Here is a 24,364-nt window from a genome sequence, read left to right as displayed (position 1 = left end):
ATGAAGCCCCCTTCAAGATGAGATTTCCCATTACGCAAGTAAGTAAGATCCCTCAAAGATGATGAGGTGGATAGGTCTGGGGTGTAAGTACGGCGACGTATGTAGCTGACAGATACTAATCGATCGAGGACTTAACCTATTTTAAAAAGTAGTTACTTGAACTACACAATGTCTTTTATTCAGTTTTGAGTGAACAAGCTTTACTCAAAGAGTCTAGTAACGATGGCGAAGAGGTCACACCCGTTCCCATACCGAACACGGAAGTTAAGCTCTTCAGCGCCGATGGTAGTTGGGGGTTTCCCCCTGTGAGAGTAGGACGTTGCTAGGCTTTATTTTTTTGGTTTCTTTTCAGTGGTCCCGTGGTGTAGCGGTTAACATGCCTGCCTGTCACGCAGGAGATCGCGGGTTCGATTCCCGTCGGGACCGCCATATTTTAACATTCCAAAACGATTTCACCTTAACGGGTGTGATCGTTTTTTTATTGTAAATAAACGAGGCTGTCTTCTTAGCTTTTGTTTTCTAAGGTTTTTCTGTACACTAGTACTATAATAGGAAAAGAAGGGTGAGTTAGCTGTGTGGGAGAAAGAAATTGAGACCGTTGAGGAGATGGAGAAGCTAGCTGCCCAGATCGGTGGGTATCTAAGACCTCCTGACGTGCTGACACTTGAAGGTGATCTTGGAGCTGGTAAGACAACATTCACAAAAGCACTTGCAAAAGCAATTGGTATCACACGGACAGTCAGCAGTCCTACTTTTACGATTATCAAGCAGTATGAAGGGGATTTCCCTTTCAATCATTTGGATGTATATCGATTAGCCAATAGCGAGGAAGACTTAGGTTGGGACGAACTGTTTTATGGAGATGCGATTTCTGTGGTGGAATGGGCTCAATTTATTCATGAAGAGTTGCCTGAACATCGGTTGGAATTAGTCATCCATCATACGGGGCCTGATTCCCGCAGAGTTGAGTGTACGCCAAAAGGTGAACGATTTACACGTATTTGTGAGGAGATTTTTACATGATATGGTTAGGTATAGATACAGCAAATTCACCTTTATCTGTAGCAATTGTTAAAGATGATGGATTACTGATCGAAGAGTCAAGCATGATGAAGGTCAATCATTCGCTTCGCGCGATGCTAGCAGTAGAAGAAGCGTGTCGTAAAGCAGACATTACTCCTTCGGAAATAGATGCGATTGCTGTTTCAGAGGGACCAGGTTCCTATACTGGTGTCCGCATTGGCGTGACAATTGCAAAGACACTAGCCTGGACGCTTGATAAACCACTTTATGGTGTATCGAGTCTGAAGGCTTTAGCGGTGAATGGACAACTGTTTAACGGTCTAATCTGTTCCGTGATTGACGCGAGAAGATCTAACGTCTACGCAGGTGTCTATCGTGCGAAGGGGACTGAACTGATCAATGTTCTAGAAGATCAGCACTGTGCGCTTGCAGAGTTGCTGGAGAAGTTACGAGAGTATAACGAAGCAATCTTATTTGTTGGAGAAGATGTAAAATTGCATGAATCAACTATTCGTGAACATCTTGGAGAGCTAGCACATGTAGCTCCGTTTGCATTGAATGTGCCACGTGCATCTTCTGCTATATTACTGGCTCAAAGTGCAGATCAACCGGAAACAGTGCATACGTTTACGCCACAGTATAAGCGGATAACTGAGGCAGAAGCCAATTTGGTGAAGAAGGGGTCTTCCCATGAGTAATGAAGTACTATTTAGAAAGATGACGCATGATGATATACCGGCAGTTGCAGGTATAGAACTCGAATCATTTGCGACGCCTTGGACAGAAGAGATTTTTGATCATGAATTAACAGGAAATGCATATGCTCATTATATTGTAGCGGAACTTGACGGTGAAGTAATTGGGCATTGCGGTATGTGGATTGTTCTCGATGAATGTCATATTACCAATGTGGCTGTACTCTCGGCTTACCGAGGTAAAGGATACGGAGAAGATCTGATGCGTCAGGCGATGGAGCTGTGCCGCTTGAATGAAGTGAAAACCATGACACTTGAAGTACGTGTGAGCAATGAACCAGCACGGACATTATATCGTAAGCTAGGTTTTCAAGAAGGCAGCATAAGGAAAAACTATTATACAGACGACCATGAAGATGGGCTTGTCATGTGGGTGGAATTCTAATGGATAAAAATCATTATATTTTAGGTATTGAAACGAGCTGTGATGAAACCGCAGCTTCTATAGTCAAAAATGGAACGGAGATTATCTCTTCTATAGTATCGTCACAAATCCAGCAGCAAAAGCAATTCGGCGGTGTGGTTCCCGAAATAGCTTCGCGTCTGCATGTGGAACAAATCACACTGGTGATTCAGGAAGCTTTGAATGAAGCGAAGCTTGTACCAAGTGATTTGGAAGCCGTCACTGTGACAGAAGGACCTGGGTTAGTGGGGGCACTGTTGATCGGTATCAATGCAGCGAAGGCTTTCGCCTTTGCAAATCAGTTACCGTTGATAGGTGTCCATCATATTGCAGGACATGTTTATGCCAATCAATTGATCCATGAGATGGAGTTCCCTTTGCTGGCGCTCATCGTCTCAGGTGGTCATACGGAGCTTGTCGTTATGAAGTCGCATGGGTCATTCGAATTGATTGGTGAAACGCGTGATGACGCAGCAGGTGAAGCCTATGACAAAGTAGCTCGTGTACTTGGTTTGCCTTATCCAGGAGGACCGCAAGTAGATCAGCTAGCACTGGCGAGTGATGAGAGTATTGATTTCCCGCGCGCTTGGCTCGAAAAAGATTCGTATGACTTCAGTTTTAGCGGATTGAAATCTTCGGTTATTAATTATAAGCATAATATCGAGCAAAAAGGCGGAAAGATCAATCATAATCATGTTGCGGCGGGCTTTCAACAAAGTGTTGTCGATGTACTGACTGTCAAGACAGTGAAAGCAGCAAAAGAATATGATGTGAAGCAAGTGATTGCAGCAGGCGGTGTAGCTGCCAATCAAGGACTACGCAAATCGTTAACTACTGCGCTTGAAAAAGAGGGAATTCCTTTTTATGTTCCACCTATTTCATTGTGTACAGATAATGCGGCTATGATTGCTGCGGCTGGCTATGAGATGTGGAAAAGCGGCGTTCGAAGTGATTTAAGTATGAATGGTCGTCCTGGTATGCCATTAAAATCATGGAATTATTGAAGATACACACAGTTTGCTAACTTTCAGCAAATTGTGTGTTTTTTTGTTAGACGAAAATTAGATTGTCAAGAGGGAACATTCGTACTTATGCACAATTTGTGGATAGAATGTGGGTAACATTCGTAACCTGTGAATGGTAAACGGATACATTTTGGATAACTATGTGGACTAATAAACAGGTAATTGTGGATAAGGTGGATAACTATGTTCATATGTGTTCAAATGGGGATTTACTCTGTGGAGAAGATTGTGGAGAAATAAAGTGTGTTTTAGCTTACAATTTTAAGTAAAAGTATGAAAATGACGAATGATAGGAGGAAAGGAATGATTCTTGTCGTAATTTGTCGTGAGATTGTCCGGATAATATAGTTGAAGCATCATATTTTTACACAAGCGCTCTATAGAATGTGACGACCGCTCTATGCGAAGTTGTCACCGCTCATACTTTCTGCGCTACCGCTCTATGCGAAGTCGTCACCGCTCATACTTTCTGCGCTACCGCTCTATGTGAAGCTGTAACCGCTCATACTTTCTGCGCTACCGCTCTATGCGAAGTCGTAACCGCTCATACTTTCTGCGCTACCGCTCTATGCGAAGTCGTAACCGCTCATACTTTCTGCGGGACCGCTCTATGTAATGCCATAACCGCTCATACTTCTCCCGTGACCGCTCTATGTAATGCCGTAACCGCTCATACTTCCCCCGCAACCGCTCTATACAATACCACCATCGCTCATAACCAATGCAATATAAACAAAAAAGCATCAAGAACCAATCAGTTCTCAATGCTCATTTTGTATTACATTAATTCAAAGATCCAGACGTCTTTATAAGTTTTCTAACTCATCTTGAAGTAACAGCCACTCTTCTGATTGTTCGTCATGGACGGCTTGGATTTCATCGATTTGGCGTTGGATATTCATTAGCTCAATATGGTCGTTCGCCAGTTCGGGTTCTAGTAATTTTGCTTGCAACGTTTCAATTTCTTCGTCGAAAGCTTCGAGTTTTTTCTCTAAGTCAGCAATGGATCTCGTTAGCCGGCGTTCATGGCGTTGGTTTTCTTTATTCGCTACTTCTTTCTTGACGATGGGCTTTTTTAATTGTTGTTCAAGTCGTGTGGCAGCTAGTATTTCCTCCATCTCAGTTTTTTTCTCGATGAAGTAATCGTAGTCGCCCAGATACTCAACTGCGCCATCGTCACTCATTTCAATAACTTTGGTTGCGATTCGGTTGATAAAGTATCGATCATGTGACACGAACAGAATCGTTCCAGGGAAATCGTCAAGTGCATTTTCTAATATTTCTTTGCTGTCGAGATCTAAATGATTCGTAGGCTCGTCCAAGATCAGTGTATTGGATTTCTCGAGCATTAGTTGTGCCAATGAAAGACGTGCTTTTTCTCCGCCTGACAAGGAAGAGACGAGTTTTCCTATGTCGTCGCCAGTGAACAAGAAGCGTCCAAGTAATGAGCGTACGTCTTTTTCATTCATTTGTGGCCAGTCATCCCATATTTCTTGCAAGACGGTACCGGAACCGATGAGTGTTGCCTGGTTTTGGTCGTAGTAACCAAATTGAACATTCGTCCCATAACGGATTTCTCCGCCCATTAGTTCATTGCGTTTAACAATGGTTTTAAGTAACGTTGATTTGCCGACGCCGTTCGGACCGATAAATGCTACGCGATCACCTTTATAAATACGCAGATGAATATTCTTCGATACAGGCTCTTCGCCATAGCCAATTTTGACATCGTCTAGCGACAGTACATCGTTACCGCTCGGTCGATCAATCGAGAAGGAGAAGTTCGCGGATTTCTCGTCGCCATCAGGGGAGTCCATCCAGTCTCTGCGCTCTAGTTGTTTACGTCGACTTTTCGCCATTTTGGAAGTGGATGCACGCGCAATATTCTTCTGAATAAACTCTTCCAGTTTAGCGCGTTCATCCTTTTCTTGACTGAACAACTTCTGATCACGTTCGTAGTTTTTCGCTTTCTCGTCTAAGTACGAACTGTAATTACCACTGTACCTTGAGACTTTCCGTCGAGACACTTCATAAACAGTTGTAACTACCTTATCGAGGAAGTACCGGTCATGCGAAACGATTAGAATTGCACCTTCGTAACCCGATAAGTATCGTTCAAGCCAGTTCAGTGTTTCGATATCCAAGTGATTTGTCGGTTCATCAAGTATCAATAAGTCTGGCTTGCTCAGAAGCATCCTTGCAAGCGCTAGACGAGTTTTTTGACCGCCAGATAGTAAATGCACAGGCTTCTCGAAGTCATCTGGGTAAAACCGCATGCCATGCAGCACAGAACGGGCATCGGCTTCAAACTGATAGCCACCCGCTTCCTTAAATTCAATTTGCAGTTCATCGTATTCCGTCATGACGCGAGCATAGCGATCTGCATCTTCATATACTGCAGGATTCGACATTTCATGCTCTAGCGTGCGCAGGCGACTTTCCTTTTCACGAAGGGGTGCGAATACCGTCATCACTTCATCCCAAATCGTCAATTCCGAATCCAGTCCGCTGTGCTGCTCGAGATAGCCCATGCGTACATCTTTCGGAATGATAATATCTCCTTCGTCAGCGGATAGTTCACCTGCAATTATTTTCAATAATGTCGATTTTCCAGCACCGTTCCGTCCAACTAGTGCGACGCGATCTCGATGCTGTACTTCGAGACGGACGTTTTCTAGTAGATCCGTGCCTGAAAAAGACTTGGTCAGTCCATTCACTTGTAAAATAATCAAGCCCCACACCTCTATTCTTTATCAGTTTAATGGAATGAGGCGTCCCATGCAATAATCGGCTTTACAATGAACTCGTTGTGCTGTACGATAAAAGCGGCTATACCCTTGTTTAGGGGTTGGTCATTGAAGTGACAATGGAGGTAGGGCACAGCTGTGAGTAAACCTAGAATTCCACAGGCAACATCAAAACGGTTGCCATTATATTATAGATTTTTACGAAATTATGCAGATAAAGGCGTACAACGTATTTCATCAGGCGAACTAAGTGAAGCGATGAAAATTGATGCGGCGACCATCCGAAGAGATTTCTCACATTTCGGAGCGCTTGGACGTAAAGGATACGGCTATGACGTCGATTCCTTGTTGCAATTCTTCCGCGAAACACTCGATCAAGATGAAGAAACCAATGTGGCATTGATTGGCGTAGGTAGTCTTGGCAACGCCTTTTTGAAATACAATTTCCAAAAGATTCATAACACGAAAATTGTCGTGGCATTCGATCCAAAAGCACCGTATGAGGGTGAATTGAAGAACGATATTCTTATCTATCCACCTGATCGTATTGAAGAGAAAATTAATGAATTAGGTATTGAAATGGTCATTTTGACCGTTCCATCACGTGTGGCACAGGAATTGACCAATCGTCTCGCTACAACGTCTGTGAAAGGGATTTTGAACTTTACTCCTGAACGCTTAGCTGTACCAGATACAATCCGCATTCAGACAATCGACTTGTCTGTTGAGCTGCAAACATTGATTTATCTCATTAAAACGGACGTAAAAGATTCACAAATTACATGACACTGTAATAGTAAAATCATAGGTTTTCATGTAGAATAGACATATTATGAGGAGGTGGCCAACATGGCTCCAGGTATCGGAAGTTTACTGATTATCGCTGTGATTGCATTGCTTATATTTGGTCCTAAGAAATTACCTGAAATCGGTAAAGCGTTCGGTTCTTCATTGCGCGAGTTCAAAAACGCAACTAAAGGCCTTACAGACGACGAAGATGACGTGAAAAAGGTTGAAGACAAGAAAGAAGAAGTGCGCTGAGTTAGGGTGTTATTCTGATGGCAGATAAAGACTTAACAATCATTGAACATATAGATGAAGTTCGAAAACGGCTGATGGTAATCGTCGTTTTCTTTATTGTTGGGGCAATCGGTAGTTTCTTTTTGGCGAAGCCGCTGATTAATTTTATACAGTTCGATACACCGGCTGAACAAGTCACATTGAATGCATTTAACGTCGTAGATCCAGTCGTGATCTATTTGAAGGTCATTGTATTTCTTGCGATTGTTATTATTTCACCGGTCATCATGTATCAATTTTGGGCCTTTATTTCACCGGGACTTCGTGACTTGGAACGGCGTGTCACGCTGTCATATATCCCGTTTGCTTTTCTCCTGTTTTTAGCAGGAATCAGTTTCTCTTATTTTATATTGCTCCCGTATGTCATGAAATTCATGATTAATCTGTCGGGTCAATTAAACATTGAGCAGACAATCGGTATTAACGAATATTTCTCTTTTTTATTCTCGCTACTATTGCCGTTCGGTTTCGTCTTTCAGTTACCGATCGTCATTTTATTTTTATCACGTCTTGGTGTGTTGCAACCTAAAGTACTCGTCAAAATACGAAAAGTTGCGTATTTCGTTTTATTCGTACTGGCTGCGTTCATTACACCACCGGACATCGTATCGCATTTATTCACCACGGTTCCGCTATTCATTTTGTATGAGGTCAGTATCGTGATCTCGCGTCTAGGTTATCGGAAGTTCGAGAAAGCGGAACGTCTACGCCAGATGGAAGAAGTGAAAGCAGAGCAACAGCGTCAGATTGACGAAGTGATGAATAAAACGGACGATAATTAAACCAATTCAGATCCTCTTGCTAAGGCAGGAGGATCTTTTGCGTTTATGGTACCGTGGTCGAATATGGGTTCATTTACCAATACTCCTATGGTAAACTATCTAAGAATAGAATAAGTAGGGGGAAATGAATACAAGTGAATAGTAAAAAGACTCCAACTAGATGGAGCAAGTGGTTACTAGGTGCAATGTTGATTATGGCGAGTGTTACGACTCCAGTTATAGAAGGTCAAGCAGCTGTGGCTCAGCCGTCCTATAAAGGCTTAGAAACAGGGATCAATCAAGTGATTTCAAGCCAGCGTATGCGTGGTACACGAAGCAGTGTCATCGTACGTGAAGCGGATACTCAGCGCATTGTCTATCAATATCGTGGCAATCAAGGTATCACGCCCGCTTCGAACGTAAAAGTATTGACAAGTACAGCAGCTCTTGAAGTATTAGGGAAAGATTATACATTCGATACAGATGTCTTAACGAACGGTACAGTGAAAAACGGTATCCTCGACGGTCATCTATATTTGCGTGGGACAGGCGATCCGACATTACTTGAAGCTGACTTATTGCGCATGGCTCGCCAAATGCGTGAATCAGGTATCAAGTCCGTAACAGGACATATAGTGGCGGACGATACATGGTTTGATACACAGCGTCTATCACCAGGTATTCATAAGTCAGATGAAACTTATTATTACGCAGCGCAAGTTTCGGCACTGACAATCTCGCCGAATAAAGATTACGACGCAGGTACGACAATTGTCCAAGCGAAGCCGACACGAAATGGTAGGGCGGGAGCAGTCACATTGACTCCGCACACAGACATCGTAAAAGTCGTCAATCGCACACGCACTGTACCGAAAAACCAGCGCAACACCGTCACAATGAAACGTCAGCAAGGAACAAACACGATTATCGTTTCGGGAAATATTCCTCTTAACTCAAATGGCAATCGCCAATGGGTGACGGTATCCAATCCGACAGCTTATACAGCAGACGTCTTCAAACGTGCACTAGCTAAAGAAGGGATTAAGCTTCAACCGACTGCTCGTGTAACACGCGGGAAAACTCCCGAGAATACAAAGTTACTTGCAAAGAAAGAATCGATGTCATTGTATTATTTGATGATGCCATTCATGAAGTACAGCAACAACTCTCATGCTGAGATTTTGGCAAAGTCGATGGGACGTGCAGTATACAATGAAGGAAGCTGGAATGCTGGCTTGCGTGTCGTTAGAGAAACGTTAGAAAAAGACGGCATTAGCGCGAAAGGTATGTATGTAGAGGATGGTTCAGGTATGTCGCATAAAAACAAAATTCCTTCTGAGAAGATTGCAGAAGTATTGTATGTCGCTCAATCTAAGGAATGGTATCCAGCGTTTGAGCGTTCGTTGCCAATCGCAGGCGTAAATGACCGCATGTTAGGCGGGACGTTGCGCAACCGTTTGACGAGTCCTGTTGTCAGAGGCAAGGTGCAGGCAAAGACCGGTTCGCTCAACGGCACGGATTCGTTGTCGGGCTATGTGACGACAAAGAGTGGGCAAGAGCTGATCTTTAGTATTTTGACAGAGAACGTGCGAGGGACAGCGAAGCCTGATATTGATAAGATGGTGCAGGTTATGGCAGCTCAGTAAGAAGTAGGGGGCACTATAGGGCTTAGGGTTCGGGGATTGGAGTTCCAGCAGGGGACGCTTTCCTGAGGGCGTGGCCCGAGCCTCCTCGTCACTGCGTTCCTGCGGGGTCTCGAACTCACGCTGATCCTCCAGGAGTCGCCCCTGCTTCCACTCCAATCCCTACAAAGTGACTGCGAGCATTTGGTGACATCATTGAATGTGTACGTGTGATTTTTCTACTTACTAAAATTAGAAATAGCTCAACGGTGCCTTTCCGCTCACAGAAAGCTCTACATATCCACATGAAAAAAATCTCCCCATTAACGGGGAGATTTTTTCTATTGTAGGAATGTTATGATACTCTGTTGCATATCTTGTAATTGTTGCAGTTTATCCGCATTCCATTGCACGACAGTGACGAAACTGTTCATGAGGAAATGGGCAATCATCGGCGTCAGCAAGCGCTTGGTCTTGTAATAGACGAATGCGAATGCGAGACCTGGCATCAAGTACATGAGCAAGTGTTGCAACTCATTATGCACTGCTGCGAAGACGATGGCGCTGACAATCGCAGCGACCCAGAAGTTCGTCTTTGTGTACAAGCCACCGAAGATAATCCGGCGGAACACGACTTCTTCGAGGAACGGTGCAAACAACACCATGGCAAAAATGATAATAGGTGCGGTTTTCGAGATGTTTGACAATAACTCCGTATTCTCGGAGCCAGCGGTCACACCGAACACTGACTCAATCGCAGCGCCTACAATTTGTCCAGCCATGGCGAGGAAGAAACCAAGTACTCCCCATAGAAGAACGCTTCCGAATCCCGATGGCTTTCCTTTAAATACAGGTAAGAACTTTTTATTACGTAACAGGATCACAGCGATTATGAGTGCAGCGATACCTTGCGTGATGAATAATGTCCAAGCGAACCCTTGAGAAACGGCCTCTACTTTGGACAAGTCTTTGCCGGTGAAGTAAACAATTAATTCAGGGGCAAGAAAAATGCTGGTAATCTGGAGCAACACATACGACATGAAGATCATCAGAGCAACAACCCAGTTTTTCACGGTGCACAACCTTTCCTCCATACATGTTGATTAGTTTAACGCGAAAAAAGGCGTTTGGCAAAAGAAGAAAATGTCGAACACTTTTACTTGCAATAATGTATGGAATTCTTTATTATTAGATTTATATTAGCACTCGATATAAGTGAGTGCTAAAAATTACACATTATCTCGAGGAGGTTGTTTCATTTGTTGAAACCACTAGGTGACCGTATCATTATCGAATTAATCGAAGCAGAAGAAAAAACATCAAGCGGTATTGTTCTACCGGACTCTGCGAAAGAGAAGCCACAAGAAGGAAAAGTGATCGCTGCTGGTACAGGCCGTGTTCTTGAGAACGGACAGCGCGTTGAACTAGAAGTATCTGAAGGCGACCGCATCATCTTCTCTAAATACGCAGGCACTGAAGTGAAGTATGAAGGTACAGAATACTTAATCCTTCGTGAAAGTGATATTCTTGCAATTATTGGATAATTAATTAAAACGTAAATATAGTAGACAAATAGAAAACTCTGGAGGGAATCATTTACAATGGCTAAAGAACTTAAATTTAACGAAGAAGCACGTTCCGCAATGCTCCGCGGTGTAGATACACTAGCAGATGCTGTAAAAGTAACACTTGGGCCAAAAGGTCGTAACGTCGTACTTGAGCGCAAATTCGGTTCACCACTCATCACGAATGATGGTGTAACCATTGCAAAAGAAATCGAGCTTGAGAATGCATTCGAAAACATGGGCGCAAAGCTTGTAGCAGAAGTTGCATCGAAGACAAATGACATCGCAGGTGACGGTACAACAACAGCAACTGTCCTTGCTCAAGCTATGATCCGTGAAGGCTTGAAGAACGTAACAGCTGGCGCAAACCCAGTCGGTATCCGTAAAGGAATCGAAAAAGCAGTAGTCGCAGCCGTGGAAGGTCTTCAAAGCGTTTCAGATGAAATCGAAAGCAGACAAGAAATTGCACAAGTTGCGGCAATCTCTTCTGGAGACGAAGAAGTCGGAGAGTTAATTTCACAAGCAATGGAGCGCGTAGGCAACGACGGTGTTATCACAATTGAAGAATCTAAAGGCTTTATTACAGAGCTCGATGTAGTAGAAGGTATGCAATTCGACCGTGGTTACGCATCTGCTTATATGGCAACAGATACAGACAAAATGGAAGCAGTGCTTGAAAATCCATATGTCTTAATTACAGATAAGAAAATCAACAATATCCAGGAAATTCTTCCAGTGCTTGAACAAGTTGTTCAGCAAGGTAAACCATTGTTGATCATCGCAGAAGATGTTGAAGGTGAAGCTTTAGCTACACTAGTGGTCAACAAACTACGCGGTACATTCAACGCAGTGGCTGTTAAAGCACCAGGCTTCGGTGATCGCCGTAAAGCTATGCTTGAAGACATCGCAATCCTAACTGGTGGACAGGTAATCACAGAAGATCTAGGACTTGATCTGAAATCTGCTGACCTGACATCACTAGGACGCGCTGCGAAAATCGTCGTTACAAAAGACAACACAACAATCGTTGAAGGTAACGGTGACGCAGGTTCTATCGAGTCACGTGTAGGCCAAATTCGTTCACAGTTGGAAGAAACAACTTCTGAATTCGACAAAGAGAAATTGCAAGAACGTCTAGCTAAACTAGCTGGCGGTGTAGCAGTCATCAAGGTCGGAGCTGCAACTGAAACAGAGTTGAAAGAGCGAAAACTTCGTATCGAAGACGCATTGAACTCAACACGTGCGGCAGTAGAAGAAGGAATCGTATCGGGTGGGGGTACTGCACTCGTGAACGTCTATAAGCAAGTAGAAACATTACTTGAAGACACGGAAGGCGACGTAGCAACAGGTATTAAGATTGTACTTCGTGCACTCGAAGAACCAGTACGTCAAATCGCAACAAACGCGGGTCTTGAAGGTTCTATCGTAGTAGACCGCTTGAAGCGCGAAGAAGTCGGCGTCGGCTTTAACGCAGCAGAAGGCACATGGGTTAACATGGTGGAAGCTGGAATCGTGGATCCAACGAAAGTAACTCGTTATGCTCTTCAAAACGCAGCATCTGTAGCAGCTATGTTCTTAACTACTGAAGCTGTTGTTGCAGACCTACCAGAACCAGCAGGTGCAGCAGGAATGCCTGATATGGGCGGTATGGGTGGAATGGGCGGCATGATGTAAGTCAAGCTGTTCTAATTTAAAAGCGTCAACTCCTAATTATTTAGGAGTTGACGCTTTTTGTAGTTTATTTACGTAAGAAATAATGACCATCTCGATTAACGAGAATACTTAAATTTTTGGATCCGTTTTATATAATAGCTATCATGAACTAAACACTCATCTACGGATACTGACTGATCAGGTTTAGCCAAGCTCCTCACCGCACTCTTTGCTTCCTCATCCACTGCGTCGCTACAAATTTCTCTCCGATTTCCAACGGTGCACCGCCATGCAACGTCAAGTCGTTCAACAGTGGATCGTTATAGAAATACTCGAAATAGACGGCCATTCCTTTTTGGGGAGTGACAGACAGTTTCAGGTGGGGGAAGAACGTTTCGCCGCCTTGTTCGACATCGTTCAAGTACATGACGAGCGTACTAATTCGGTTATTGGTAACGTTGCTCGCTGCTGAGAAGAAGTCATGATGTGCTTTATATTCCTGGCCTGGCAGATAGCGCAAAACTTGAAGTCTTTCACCGTGTTCGATTGGGATATTCATAACCGCTTCAATCCGTTTTTCAATTCTCGTGATAATTAGGTTATCAGGTTCTTCAATGAACATACCGCTGCTAGTTCTAATCTCGTTTTCTGCATGTACTGTTCCGATTTTGGATCGTTTCATCTTGTCTGTCGACAGCCGGATCAGTTCGTCACATTCTTCATCGCTTAGCATATTGCCTAAGACAACAACTAATGGTTCATCGACTTTCGCAATAATTTCGATGTCACGGTCTGCTACGATTTTCTTTCCTCTATGATTAAATATGGTTTGTTCTCTATTTTCCGCTATCAACTTTGAGCACCTCTTTACTAGTTTGATTTCTATAAATCAAATACAGTGTTACGTAGTGAGTGTACAGCGAATATAGAACTTCTCTTGAGTTTCACACTTCCTCTAGTAAAATGAATTCAATATATTTTAGCATGCTAGATTACTTGTCGTAAATTCAGAATGTAGTCAAAAAGGTAGTGATATATAACTGTTTTTTACAATCAATTATCTATTGCTGAAATACCTGTACAGGGAATAGGTTTTAATAGTTGGAAAAAGCGTTCTGGCAATAGTAGTTTAAACGGATTAAAGAACTGAACTTGTTATTATACGCAACCTCTTGGAAAGATGAGGATTTCCCGAATGATGGGAAGGGTTAATTAAGTCATAGTGTAAAAAGCCGTCATAAGTGTTTTTATACACTTGTGAAAAGCAAACTTGATTGTTTAAACATTCATGAAATTTCGTGCGCAGCGTTTAATATTTGAAAGACTTTGGAGATCATTTTGTTGTGAATTCCGGGCAGCAATTAACGCCAATGACAAATGAATCGAATAAATAGCAAAAACGTCAGAGACTTTGAAGCGCGCCATCGACCAATGGCGTATTGTTGTGACAGTATAAGAACGAAATGAGCCTCTTGGGATAGTTCATGAGAGGCTCATTTTTATACAGCAGAAATTCTGATCCGTTTCTTTAAGTTATAAACTTTCCACTTCAACACGTCCTGAGAAAAACGTTGCGCCACCTCCCATGTCAGCAATTCGGTCTGGTGTTAAAGCGTTCACAAGGTGTTTTTGGCCTGAACTATCTCCCAAAATACCTTGACTGACAACAACTCCGGGAAGGACTTGCTCGCCGACAGAGACAGTGAATATACATTCCCCGCGCTCGTTCCATATTCGGACAGTCGATTTATCTTCGATTCCTCGTCTTTCCGCATCGTGCCGATTGATGAACAATTTAGGGGCTTTTTCAAGTTGGATATGTTTTTCATTGTTCGAAAAAATCGTGTTCATAAAATTATGGTTAGTTGCAGGTACATACAGTAAAGGATAATCGGAATCTTGAACAATCGGAATATACGTAGGAAGGGCCGGTAATCCTGCTGATTTCATTTGTTCTGAATACAACTCGATTTTTCCGCTCGGTGTCTTTAAATGGTTCAATAAATCGCCTGTCCCACTCGCCTTCATAAAGCGTCGCTCCTTTAATGCAGCATACGATACTTCAGATAAATGAGGATTGGACAAATCGCTTAACGCTTGATCGATCATTTCAGCGTCATTATCTAGGAAGGGTTGCTCGTCAAAGCCCATTGCTTGCGCCAACAATCTGAAAACGTCCGGGTTAGATTTACTGTCCCCGTATGTTTCGATGACAGGTTCCTGCAAATGGATGTAGTGATGCCAGAAAGATGTATAAAAGTCTGTATTTTCAAAAGCGGATGTCGCAGGCAGAACAATGTCCGCAAACAAGGCAGTATCCGTCAAAAACAAATCATGGACCACCGTAAACAAATCCTCGCGTGCTAAGCCATCCTGGACCTTATTGGCATCCGGTGCGACAACGGCGGGGTTGCTATTATAGACATACAAAGAGCGAATCGGTTGTTGTTCCTTCAGTAATGCTTGTCCCAATAAATTCATATTGAATTTCCGCGTTGGTTTTTTCTGAAGTTCAGGCCGTTCTAATGCGGCAATATTATGCGTCAAATAGTCGGAATTTGATTTGACTGCTCCTCCGCCCTTTAATTCCCATTGCCCAGTCAAAGCAGGCAAGCAAGTAATGGTCCGGACGATCATGCCGCCATTATCATGATGCTGCAATCCATTGCCAATGCGTATCATGGAAGGAGAGATGTTACCGTACATTCGTGCCAATTTATAAATATCTTCTTCCGGCACGCCCGTAATAGTGGAAACCTTTTGCGGATTGTAGTACTTTACATGTTCGCTGAGCGCTTCATGGCCGATTGTGTACTGTTCCAAAAAAGCTTGATGGACTAGCTTTTCTTTATAAAGAACGTGCATAATTCCGAGTGCAAGCGCTCCGTCAGTTCCAGGTAAAATGGGGATGAACCAATCAGCCATGCGTCCAGTTTGGTTTTTATGGACGTCAATGACAATAGTTTTCGCGCCGTTTTTTTTCGCCTTTTGGGCAATCATGATTTGGTGCATATTGGTACTGACCGCATTGATCCCCCAAAAAATAAATAATTTCGTTTCCGTCATCTCTTCTGGATCCGTTCCATAACGCCCGCCCATTGTGTAATTGTAGCCGGCCTCGCCGGCGACTGAACAAATCGTCCGGTCCAGTTGACTCGAACCAAGGCGATTAAAGAAACGACGATCCATTCCTTTAGAACTGAGTTTTCCCATATTTGCATAAAAGCTGTAAGGAAGAATCGATTCTGGACCTTCTTCAGAAATTATTTTATTCCACTGATTTGTAATAGTTGTAATGGCCTCTTCCCAACTGATTGGAACAAATTGACCATCGCCTTTTTCGCCAATGCGTTTTAAAGGGGTTGTAATTCGATTTTGATCATAAATCCTTTCAGCCATATGCCGAACTTTGTTGCAAATACTTCCTTTTGTGACTGGATGTTCAGGATCACCTTCAATTTTAACAATTTTCCCGGCTTCTTTATGAATAAGCAATCCACATTGGTCTGGACAATCAAGAGAACAAACCGAGGGAACGATACCATTTTTTACATCAATATACGATTGCATTACACAAGTCCTTTCTAACAGATTAATTTTGCAATTGCAAAGTTTACTATGAAATCCTAATATTATTGAAGCTTAATAATAGAATAATTATTAAAAATAGAGAACTTCCGTTGGGTGTAAAGGAAAGCGTATGTTGAAGTGTGAATCAACCTTTTTCTGATTTTGATGAAAAATACTCTATTATTAAATTGACTTAAACAAATAGTTTATGTTATTTAGTATACCATATTGGAGATAGTATATTTAGAAAGTTCCGATAATAGATTGACTTTGAATTGATTATTATGTACAGTAACTTCATTAGTTCAATTTTAATAACTTTCTACCAATTTCATATTATTTTCTATTGAGAGAAGTTGAGGGACTGGCCCAATGAAACTTCGGCAACATAATTGTGCCAAATCCAGCAAGCGTAGCTTGAGAGATAGAAAGAGGATCGCATATTTATATTGTTCTAGTGATAATTGCCAACTACTCTTTCCGTCTTTACGGGAAGGTTTTTTATTTTCTAAAGAAAATGCAAAATACATAAGCAGGAATGGAGAGTATTGATATGTTGGAGAAAATAGGGATTACAAAAAACTTAGGATGGGGCTTTTTCGGTGTTATGTTGTTCATGATGGGAGATGGAATTGAAGCGGGTTGGTTAAGTCCATTCTTAATTGAAAGTGGATTAACCATTCAACAATCAGCAGCTATATTCACAGTATACGGAGTCTCGATTGCGCTGTCTTCCTGGTTTTCAGGCGTCTGCGTAGATGTTTTTGGGCCGAAACGTACAATGGCAATTGGGTTAGCCGTCTATATTATCGGTACAGCAGGGTTTATTACATATGGTTTTTCAACGATGAATTATCCGGTTATGCTTCTGACTTATTTTATTAAAGGTTTTGGTTATCCGCTATTTGCTTATTCCTTCTTAACATGGGTTATTTATAAAACACCACAAAGTAAATTGAGTTCTGCTGTTGGTTGGTTCTGGTTTGTTTTTTGTGCGGGAATGATGGTACTTGGCGCGTGGTATTCAAGTGTTGCAATCCAACATTTCGGTTACATCAATACTATGTGGACATCTATATTCTGGGTATGTCTTGGTGCAGTTTTAGCTATAGTGGTCAATAAAGACAAGTTTGAAAAGAAAAAACTCGCAAACAAAAAAGAAGCAGTCAAAGAATTATTGAAAGGTATCACCATTTTGAAATCGAATCCGAGGGTTGCTGCAGGTGGGATTGTCCGCGTTATTAATAGCTTAAGCGTTTATGGATTCCCAGTATTCTTACCAATGCATATGGCACAGCACGGTATTGAAACAACTGCTTGGCTACAATTATGGGGTACATTTTTCTTAGGAAACATTATCTTTAATTTAGTGTTCGGCTTCATTGGAGATAAATTCGGCTGGAAAAACACAATTATTTGGTTTGGTGGTATCGGTTGTGCGATATTCACGCCACTATTATTTTATATACCAGTAATTACAAATGGCAGCATTGTTATGACGAGCATTGTCGGATTCATTTGGGGCGGTTTAGTAGCAGGCTATGTTCCGATTGGTGCACTAGTACCATCCGTGGCGGGTGAAGATAAAGGCGCGGCAATGTCCGTGTTGAATTTTTCTGCAGGTCTATCGACATTCGTAGCTCCTGCGATTGCCTTGACATTTATCGGGCTTGTTGGAGCAGAAGGGGTCGTGTGGATTTTCAGTGCTCTCTACCTAGTGAGTGCGATTATCGTTAAATTCATTCGTATACCGGATGAAGAGGGTGGAAAGGTAAAGGAGAAAACTTTGCTAGTTACCTCGTAAAATCACCTTGGGTAGCCGGTGATTGACAAAGTCGTCGATAGATGAAATACTCACATTCAATTAAAAAAATAACATGCTATTGATCTAGATTGTAGGATATGTGGATAATTCTTTCTATCTTTTTGTTATAGATTAGAGGGACTTTTATTAATAGATGGAAAGAGATAAAAGATGATAGTATGGCGTAACAGGTGCCCAATCAAAAGAGGTTAAAAACTATTTGGATTGTTTTCAACTTCCTTTAAAAAAGCAGATGTGTCGTTGGTTTTAGGGAAGTTGGGCACGCGCATTCATAATAAAGGAGATGTTAGCAATGGTTGAAAAGAATTTTGAAAAAGCAGCATTTGCAGGCGGATGCTTCTGGTGCATGGTGAAACCGTTTAAAGAATGGCCAGGCGTTCAAGATATCGTGTCAGGGTATATGGGCGGACATCTCGATAATCCAACGTATGAAGATGTAAAAAAAGGCACATCCGGTCATGTAGAAGTTGTTGAAATTACGTTTGATCCTGCCTTATTCTCATATGAGAAATTGCTCGAAGTATTCTGGCAACAAATCGATCCGACAGACGCAGAAGGTCAATTTCACGATCGCGGATCATCCTATACAACCGCCATTTTCCATTACACAGATGCACAACGGGAAATTGCCGAGAGATCGAAAGCCAATTTAGCTGCAAGCGGCATTTTTACTAAGCCTATCGTCACGACAATCCGCCCCGCAGAAACTTTCTACCGAGCAGAAGAATACCATCAAGACTATTACATAAAAGAAAAGGAACATTACACAGATAACCGTGCACGTTCAGGGCGCAATGAATTCATAGCCAAGCACTGGGGATAATAATAGGAATGATAAAGTGGGCATGCGTTTTCATAAAGCGCTGCCTTTTTTGTTTGAAATGGGGGAATTAATAAAAAATACCCGTACAACATTGAACTCTGAATTCAAAAAACAAGCAACCCTTTTTAGTAGTAAGTACTATGGAAACACTTATGAATGTTTCAAGCAGACACTTTTAAGTAATTATTTCTTATCCTTTATAAGATTGGACAGTGTAGAAAAAGAGGTTTGGCTTTCAGATTGAATGACAGAAATACTGCCATCAGTTTCTAGTATGACGGCCGACACATCATCAAGAGAGCCTAAGCCACTGGAACGTGCGGCTTGGAATATTTCCTCTTCCAAAATTCGTCCTGATTTCATTGTCTCCTTCAAAAAACTACCTTCATAAAACAATAGTTTTGGCTCTGATTTAATCAGTTTGCTAATAATTCGAAATCGAACAGATGACCAGGCAACTATATATTGCATACCTATCAGAACAATGAAAGCGGTCAAACCTTCCGAAAGAGCTACGTCTTTACTTAATAAAATGGTGGCTAAGATTGACCCGAGTGCGACTGTCACAACCAAGTCGAATGCATTCATCTTGGAAAGCGTACGTTTACCTGATATACGCAAAATGAAAATTAATCCTATATAGCTCAAAACACCGACTACAACAGTTCGTAGAAGAGTTTCCCATCCATTAAAGAACATAATACACCTCGAATATTTGACTTAGTTAATTTATCATTCCCCTACAACATTGTGATGAAACTTTCTTTCGTGGGTACTTTGCACCTGTTTGGGAGTAGGAGGTGTAATATACTTGCTCAGAAACTAAAAATCTAAACTTATATCCTTTTGGTAACCACTTTACTGCTGAGGGAGTATTTTATGAATGCTACTTTATGCTTATACAAAATATTCCTGTTCGTTATATATTTAATATAGATGGTTCACATCTATTGAAAGGCTATTTGAATATCTTTTCGAATAATAGAGTAAGATGTTATTTCTCGATTCAGATGAGGGTATCTACTACACTATAAATAAAGAATACTTGAGCAGAGGAGGTACGAATAGTGAAGGATCAAACAAGATATCTTCGTCTAGCGAATATAACAAAGTTAATCAATTCAAAGTTAGAGTTAAGAGAAGTACTGAATCACGTGGTTACTGCTATATCAGAAGAGATTGTCCGATGTGACTCGGTTGGAATTTATTTGCCACAACAAGACGGATCATTTAGGGGGTTCGTAGGAAAGCCCGAAGTGATCAACGGCATGACACTCGATATGCATATAATTGATACCGACTTCGATTTATTGGCGAAAGAAGTAATTGAAACGAAAAGAACGATATATATACCGGATACATCCAAAGATCATCGACCCGATCCAAGAGCAGTTGAAGGATTTAAGATAAAATCTCTATTAGTTTTACCCATTACTGTAGAGACAGAATTATTTGGATTAGTGTTCTTGTTCGACTATGGAATACCAATGAATCTAACGGAGCTTGAGATTCAAACAGTTCAGTCCTATGTCAATATGGCTGCTGTTGCTATTCAAAATGCCAAGCTGCTAACGAATAAAGAAGAACTTATTCAGGAAAAGCAATTATTGTTAGATATAACTCGGGATTTATCACTGTGCTCTACCATGCAGGAGGCACTGGATATATGTTTTCTATATATAGAAAGAGTGCTTGGAAACAATAATATAGGTGTACATTTGATCGATCCATCAGTGCATATGAAGATTAAGCCTGCAACCATTAATCGTAATAGTAATTGGTCTGCAGAAGCGTGGGTAAAATCCCATGACGAGATAAAGTTTGACGATGAAAATGATAAGGTGTTCCAGGAAGTCATTGCATCTAGAAAAGCAGAACACATTCCCGATGTCTATGCAGATGATCGAGTGAACCATAAAGTATGTCGGTACTTCGGTATTCAATCGATGTTTATTCTTCCTATCGTTTCCATGGGGAAAGTATTGGGTTTAATAGTTATTGCAGATCTTCAACAAAGGAGTCCGAATTACTCCCAGGCCAGTCAGCAACTGACACAATCTATTGTAGATACGACGGCTTCCACTTTATTGAACTTATTGAATATGGAAAAGCAAGAGTTGATCATAGAACAGCGGACCGCAGAGATAACGGAAAAGAATAACGAACTTGAAACGGCCATGAAAGAATTACAGCGGATTAGCCGAGAGAAAGAACTGATTCTTCATTCGGCAGGTGAAGGGATATTCGGGCTGGATCTACATGGCGTTATTACTTTTTGTAATCCAGCTGCAGCCATGATGCTAGGGTATAAGATTAAGAACGAGCTAATAGGTAAACCTGTCAATATTATTTACAATGAAAACAATACGAACAATGATGAAGTTATATTCTTTAGGCAAGATCAATCCAGCTTCCCTGTAGAATATGTTAGATCATCCATCAAAGAAGGAGAGAGGATCGTTGGGGATGTCGTTACATTTAAAGATATCTCTGAAAGAAAGAAGATGGAGAAAGAAATTAGATACCATGCGTATTATGATAGCTTAACCAATTTACCCAACCGGGTGCTTTTAAAAGATCGCATGGAACAGGGTTTGAGTTTTGCTCATACTCTTAAAGAAAAAGCAGCTGTACTGTTCATGGACTTGGATCGTTTCAAATCAGTTAATGATTTATTAGGGCATAGCTATGGTGATATTTTATTGACACATGTAGCAAGACGTATATGTGTATGCCTCCCCGAGGGCGGTACAGCTTCTCGTCAAGGCGGGGACGAATTTATTATTTACTTGCCTTGTATTGAATCCGAAGCAGAAGTGATAGAGGTGGCGGAAAAGATTGTTGATCAATTCAACAAGCCCTTCAACCTAAAAGGACATGAAATGCATATCCATAGCAGTATAGGGATCAGTTTATATCCGCAAGATGGGCAGACGGCGGAATTATTAATAAAAAATGCCGATATCGCAATGTATCAGTCTAAAACCGTATCAGGCAGCAGTTATCAATTTTATCATTTGGCGATGGATATCAGGACATTTGAAAATGTAAAGTTTGAAAATGCTTTATATAAAGCGCTTGATCATGGGGAGTTGGAACTTTATTTTCAACCTCAAATTGATTATAGTACACGTTCTATCATTGGAACAGAAGCGTTATTGAGATGGAATCATTCAACAGAAGGATTGATCTCGCCGGATAGGTTTATTGCGCTGGCGGAGGAGACGGGATTAATCGTTCCTATCGGAGAGTGGGTGATCAGAAGTGCGTGTAACCAAATAAAGAAGTGGCAAGAAAAAGGATATCCACCAATTGTAGTATCCGTAAATTTATCGGCCCGTCAGTTTGAACAAAATAATTTATTCCAAACAGTTAAAGGCATATTAGATGAAGTAGGTGTATCACCGGAACTTTTATGTCTTGAAATTACGGAGAACCAAATCATTAAAAATACAGAACTGACTATCCAGACGATGAAAGAATTACAGGCAATCGGCATCAACATGTCCATTGACGACTTTGGTACAGGCTATTCATCTTTAGGCTATTTAAAAAACTTGCCAATCAATGCATTGAAAATAGATAAATCCTTTATTCAAGAATTGAAAAGTAATGACGACAATTCAGCCATCGCGAATACAATTATTACATTGGCAAAAAACCTGGACCTGGATTTAGTTGCTGAAGGTGTCGAAACGCTAGAACAAGCCGAATTTTTAGCTTCGAGAGAATGTTACATTATGCAAGGTTATTACTTTAATGTGCCGCTGAAGGTTAATGAATTCGAAAGCACATATCTGGCTACTAAAGGAGAGTTTTTATGAAAGCTATTCGAGCAGTATTGGATTATTTAAGAGCTAGTGGGGTAAAACACGTTTTTGGCATCCCGGCAGGTTCGGTCAATGCATTTTTTGATGAGTTGTATGAAATACCAGAACTAACGCCAATTGTGACGAAGCATGAAGGTGCGGCTTCCTATATGGCAGTTGCATATGCCAAATATACGGCTACTATGAGCGTTTGTATTGGATGCAGTGGACCTGGTGGTACTAATCTGCTAACGGGCGCCGCAAATGCCATGCGTGAACATGTCCCTGTTTTATTTTTGACAGGCGCGGTTCCAGTTAATACTGTCGGTTTAAATGCCTCTCAAGAATTGGATGCTGAACCGCTTTTCAAATCAGTGACGAAATATAGTGTAACTGTAACGGATTCGAAGGATTTACTTGGAGAAGTGGCAAAGGCATGTGAAATAGCGATTTCTGGTGTACCAGGTCCTGTCCATATCGCCATGCCGATAGATATTCAAATCAATCAAATTGAACCTCCTGAAATACCGGCTCCGCCAAAAAGAGCGCCGATTGTTCCAGATCAAAACACCATACAGTCTGTTGCAAGAGAGCTTGCCAATAAAAAGGATGGATATATCTTTATAGGGCAAGGTATTAGGCACTCTGTGGCTCAGTTACTTGATTTAGCGGAGGTGCTTGGTTGGCCGATCATTACAACACCGCAGGCAAAAGGTTATATTACAGATGATCATCCACTCCTCGCCGGCGTATTCGGTTTTGCCGGTCATGATGACGCTTCTTCATTGATTAATGGAAAAGATGGTGAAGCTTTGCTGGTAGTAGGCTCCAGTTTAGGCGAGACGGCTACGAATAACTGGAACGTCAATCTCACTAAAAATCGGTACACTATTCAATTGGATCACGATTCATCCGTTTTTAATCGTAAATATGAAGTGAATGCCGCTGTTTTAGGAGACATAGATTTAAGCTTGACTGCGTTACTAAATGAATTACAAAGTTTGAACTTGCCGACCAAAGATCAAGCGTTTAGTAAACAGGAAATAGGAATGGTAGATAGTGAAGAGTACAACACGAAAAATATATTGATGCGTCTACAAGAATACGCTCCCCGCAAAACTAGATATACCGTTGATATAGGTGAGTTCATGGCGTATATCATTCATGATATGAACGTAGTGGAGACCGATTCATTTGATATTAATGTGCATTTTGGGGCGATGGGGAGCGGAATAGGTTCTGCAATTGGCTCGAAGCTTGCTGAACCTGAACGTCCAGTAGTTTGCGTTACGGGTGATGGGTGTTTCTTCATGCACGGTATGGAAATCCTGACCGCCAAAGAACATAAGTTGCCTATTTTATTTGTTGTAATGAATAATTCGCGCTTAGGAATGGTCTATCATGGACATTCATTGCAATATAAACGCTCCCATCCATCATTCGAACAACAACCGGTGAATATTGCAGCTATGGCTACGGCCATGAACATACCGAGTAAACGAATTGAAGCGATGGAGGATCTGACTAAAGAAGTGGTAGACGAGCTCATGAACGTCCAGGGACCGTCAATCCTTGAAGTTTCCTTAATAGATAATACAATACCTCCAATGGGAGATCGTGTGAAGTTTCTATCTTCTTTTGGAAAGTGAATAACCCGGATAAGGGGGCTTGTTTGCCTCCTCTCCGGGTTATTTTTCATAGTC

Annotated in this window: 19 protein-coding genes, 1 tRNA gene, 2 rRNA genes and 1 riboswitch; of the genes, 17 read left to right on the top strand and 5 right to left on the bottom strand. The window is 41.6% G+C overall.

The window, feature by feature from the left end; all coding sequences use genetic code 11:
• The 7 genes from H605_RS0115560 to tsaD all read left to right on the top strand — a co-directional run.
• Positions 1 to 139, top strand: a 23S ribosomal RNA gene (locus tag H605_RS0115560); the annotation flags it as partial.
• 73 nt (positions 140 to 212) lie between these two features.
• A 5S ribosomal RNA gene (gene rrf / locus H605_RS0115555) occupies positions 213 to 328 on the top strand.
• A 25-nt stretch (positions 329 to 353) separates the two neighbouring features.
• Positions 354 to 429: transfer RNA gene (locus H605_RS0115550), tRNA-Asp, on the top strand.
• A gap of 144 nt (positions 430 to 573) precedes the next feature.
• Complete coding sequence (gene tsaE, locus H605_RS0115545; protein WP_029055058.1) at positions 574 to 1,023, top strand: tRNA (adenosine(37)-N6)-threonylcarbamoyltransferase complex ATPase subunit type 1 TsaE; 450 nt, start codon at positions 574 to 576, stop codon at positions 1,021 to 1,023.
• Positions 1,020 to 1,721, top strand: a complete 702-nt coding sequence (gene tsaB / locus H605_RS0115540) for a tRNA (adenosine(37)-N6)-threonylcarbamoyltransferase complex dimerization subunit type 1 TsaB (protein ID WP_029055057.1) — start codon at positions 1,020 to 1,022, stop codon at positions 1,719 to 1,721. Before tsaE ends, tsaB begins: the two co-directional genes overlap by 4 nt.
• On the top strand, positions 1,714 to 2,163 hold the full coding sequence (gene rimI, locus H605_RS0115535; protein ID WP_029055056.1) for a ribosomal protein S18-alanine N-acetyltransferase: 450 nt from the start codon (positions 1,714 to 1,716) through the stop codon (positions 2,161 to 2,163). The genes tsaB and rimI overlap by 8 nt, the downstream gene beginning before the upstream one ends.
• Positions 2,163 to 3,185: a tRNA (adenosine(37)-N6)-threonylcarbamoyltransferase complex transferase subunit TsaD gene (gene tsaD, locus H605_RS0115530; protein ID WP_029055055.1), complete on the top strand. Its 1,023-nt coding sequence runs from the start codon at positions 2,163 to 2,165 to the stop codon at positions 3,183 to 3,185. Before rimI ends, tsaD begins: the two co-directional genes overlap by 1 nt.
• Before the next feature lie 827 nt (positions 3,186 to 4,012).
• On the opposite strand, the gene H605_RS0115525 is transcribed toward tsaD, so the two are convergent.
• Positions 4,013 to 5,938 (bottom strand): ABC-F family ATP-binding cassette domain-containing protein, encoded by a 1,926-nt coding sequence (locus H605_RS0115525; protein ID WP_029055054.1) that lies wholly within the window; start codon positions 5,936 to 5,938, stop codon positions 4,013 to 4,015.
• Positions 5,939 to 6,091: 153 nt separating this feature from the next.
• Here H605_RS0115525 and H605_RS0115520 point away from each other — a divergent pair, with 153 nt between their 5' ends.
• From H605_RS0115520 to dacB, 4 genes are all read left to right on the top strand, one after another.
• The gene (locus tag H605_RS0115520) at positions 6,092 to 6,739 is read left to right on the top strand and encodes a redox-sensing transcriptional repressor Rex (RefSeq protein WP_029055053.1); all 648 of its coding nucleotides are present in this window, start codon (positions 6,092 to 6,094) and stop codon (positions 6,737 to 6,739) included.
• Between the two features lie 63 nt (positions 6,740 to 6,802).
• Positions 6,803 to 6,994 (top strand): twin-arginine translocase TatA/TatE family subunit, encoded by a 192-nt coding sequence (locus tag H605_RS0115515; RefSeq protein WP_029055052.1) that lies wholly within the window; start codon positions 6,803 to 6,805, stop codon positions 6,992 to 6,994.
• Positions 6,995 to 7,011: 17 nt separating this feature from the next.
• The gene (gene tatC, locus H605_RS0115510) at positions 7,012 to 7,815 is read left to right on the top strand and encodes a twin-arginine translocase subunit TatC (RefSeq protein WP_029055051.1); all 804 of its coding nucleotides are present in this window, start codon (positions 7,012 to 7,014) and stop codon (positions 7,813 to 7,815) included.
• A gap of 134 nt (positions 7,816 to 7,949) precedes the next feature.
• On the top strand, positions 7,950 to 9,440 hold the full coding sequence (gene dacB, locus H605_RS0115505) for a D-alanyl-D-alanine carboxypeptidase/D-alanyl-D-alanine endopeptidase (RefSeq protein WP_029055050.1): 1,491 nt from the start codon (positions 7,950 to 7,952) through the stop codon (positions 9,438 to 9,440).
• A 317-nt stretch (positions 9,441 to 9,757) separates the two neighbouring features.
• Here the strand turns inward: dacB and H605_RS0115495 are convergent, their stop codons facing one another.
• On the bottom strand, positions 9,758 to 10,489 hold the full coding sequence (locus H605_RS0115495) for a CPBP family intramembrane glutamic endopeptidase (protein WP_029055049.1): 732 nt from the start codon (positions 10,487 to 10,489) through the stop codon (positions 9,758 to 9,760).
• A gap of 186 nt (positions 10,490 to 10,675) precedes the next feature.
• Between H605_RS0115495 and groES the strand changes: the two genes are divergently transcribed.
• Together groES and groL are read left to right on the top strand one after the other, a co-directional pair.
• Complete coding sequence (gene groES / locus H605_RS0115490; protein WP_029055048.1) at positions 10,676 to 10,960, top strand: co-chaperone GroES; 285 nt, start codon at positions 10,676 to 10,678, stop codon at positions 10,958 to 10,960.
• A 57-nt stretch (positions 10,961 to 11,017) separates the two neighbouring features.
• Positions 11,018 to 12,655 (top strand): chaperonin GroEL, encoded by a 1,638-nt coding sequence (gene groL / locus H605_RS0115485; RefSeq protein ID WP_029055047.1) that lies wholly within the window; start codon positions 11,018 to 11,020, stop codon positions 12,653 to 12,655.
• Positions 12,656 to 12,851: 196 nt separating this feature from the next.
• On the opposite strand, the gene H605_RS0115480 is transcribed toward groL, so the two are convergent.
• Both H605_RS0115480 and H605_RS0115475 read right to left on the bottom strand, forming a co-directional pair.
• Positions 12,852 to 13,487: a 2OG-Fe(II) oxygenase gene (locus H605_RS0115480; RefSeq protein WP_029055046.1), complete on the bottom strand. Its 636-nt coding sequence runs from the start codon at positions 13,485 to 13,487 to the stop codon at positions 12,852 to 12,854.
• A gap of 680 nt (positions 13,488 to 14,167) precedes the next feature.
• Positions 14,168 to 16,204: a molybdopterin oxidoreductase family protein gene (locus tag H605_RS0115475; protein ID WP_029055045.1), complete on the bottom strand. Its 2,037-nt coding sequence runs from the start codon at positions 16,202 to 16,204 to the stop codon at positions 14,168 to 14,170.
• Between the two features lie 340 nt (positions 16,205 to 16,544).
• Positions 16,545 to 16,635: riboswitch (SAM riboswitch) on the top strand.
• A 122-nt stretch (positions 16,636 to 16,757) separates the two neighbouring features.
• Here H605_RS0115475 and H605_RS0115470 point away from each other — a divergent pair.
• Together H605_RS0115470 and msrA are read left to right on the top strand one after the other, a co-directional pair.
• Complete coding sequence (locus tag H605_RS0115470; RefSeq protein ID WP_029055044.1) at positions 16,758 to 18,008, top strand: MFS transporter; 1,251 nt, start codon at positions 16,758 to 16,760, stop codon at positions 18,006 to 18,008.
• A gap of 313 nt (positions 18,009 to 18,321) precedes the next feature.
• Complete coding sequence (gene msrA, locus H605_RS0115465; RefSeq protein ID WP_037562243.1) at positions 18,322 to 18,852, top strand: peptide-methionine (S)-S-oxide reductase MsrA; 531 nt, start codon at positions 18,322 to 18,324, stop codon at positions 18,850 to 18,852.
• Between the two features lie 183 nt (positions 18,853 to 19,035).
• Here the strand turns inward: msrA and H605_RS0115460 are convergent, their stop codons facing one another.
• Positions 19,036 to 19,551 carry a DUF421 domain-containing protein gene (locus H605_RS0115460; protein WP_029055042.1) on the bottom strand — a complete coding sequence of 172 codons (516 nt, stop codon included), beginning with the start codon at positions 19,549 to 19,551 and terminating at the stop codon, positions 19,036 to 19,038.
• A 365-nt stretch (positions 19,552 to 19,916) separates the two neighbouring features.
• On the opposite strand from H605_RS0115460, the gene H605_RS0115455 reads away from it, so the two are divergent.
• Together H605_RS0115455 and H605_RS0115450 are read left to right on the top strand one after the other, a co-directional pair.
• Positions 19,917 to 22,676 carry a bifunctional diguanylate cyclase/phosphodiesterase gene (locus tag H605_RS0115455; protein ID WP_029055041.1) on the top strand — a complete coding sequence of 920 codons (2,760 nt, stop codon included), beginning with the start codon at positions 19,917 to 19,919 and terminating at the stop codon, positions 22,674 to 22,676.
• A complete protein-coding gene (locus H605_RS0115450; RefSeq protein WP_029055040.1) occupies positions 22,673 to 24,310 on the top strand; it encodes a thiamine pyrophosphate-binding protein in 1,638 nt (545 codons plus the stop codon). The genes H605_RS0115455 and H605_RS0115450 overlap by 4 nt, the downstream gene beginning before the upstream one ends.
• The last annotated feature ends 54 nt before the right edge of the window (positions 24,311 to 24,364 follow it).

This window comes from Sporosarcina ureae DSM 2281, assembly GCF_000425545.1.
Classification (GTDB): Bacteria; Bacillota; Bacilli; order Bacillales_A; family Planococcaceae; genus Sporosarcina; species Sporosarcina ureae.
This window is presented reverse-complemented; position numbering and strand designations above follow the sequence as displayed.

Excerpts from the sequence above, each read along its gene's own strand:
- msrA (WP_037562243.1), top strand. The coding sequence starts at position 18,322 with ATGGTTGAAAAGAATTTTGAAAAAGCAGCATTTGCAGGCGGATGCTTC.
- tatC (WP_029055051.1), top strand. The coding sequence starts at position 7,012 with ATGGCAGATAAAGACTTAACAATCATTGAACATATAGATGAAGTTCGA.
- rimI (WP_029055056.1), top strand. The coding sequence starts at position 1,714 with ATGAGTAATGAAGTACTATTTAGAAAGATGACGCATGATGATATACCG.
- H605_RS0115475 (WP_029055045.1), bottom strand. The coding sequence starts at position 16,204 with ATGCAATCGTATATTGATGTAAAAAATGGTATCGTTCCCTCGGTTTGT.
- tsaD (WP_029055055.1), top strand. The coding sequence starts at position 2,163 with ATGGATAAAAATCATTATATTTTAGGTATTGAAACGAGCTGTGATGAA.
- H605_RS0115460 (WP_029055042.1), bottom strand. The coding sequence starts at position 19,551 with ATGTTCTTTAATGGATGGGAAACTCTTCTACGAACTGTTGTAGTCGGT.
- H605_RS0115450 (WP_029055040.1), top strand. The coding sequence starts at position 22,673 with ATGAAAGCTATTCGAGCAGTATTGGATTATTTAAGAGCTAGTGGGGTA.
- tsaB (WP_029055057.1), top strand. The coding sequence starts at position 1,020 with ATGATATGGTTAGGTATAGATACAGCAAATTCACCTTTATCTGTAGCA.
- H605_RS0115470 (WP_029055044.1), top strand. The coding sequence starts at position 16,758 with ATGTTGGAGAAAATAGGGATTACAAAAAACTTAGGATGGGGCTTTTTC.
- H605_RS0115515 (WP_029055052.1), top strand. The coding sequence starts at position 6,803 with ATGGCTCCAGGTATCGGAAGTTTACTGATTATCGCTGTGATTGCATTG.
- groL (WP_029055047.1), top strand. The coding sequence starts at position 11,018 with ATGGCTAAAGAACTTAAATTTAACGAAGAAGCACGTTCCGCAATGCTC.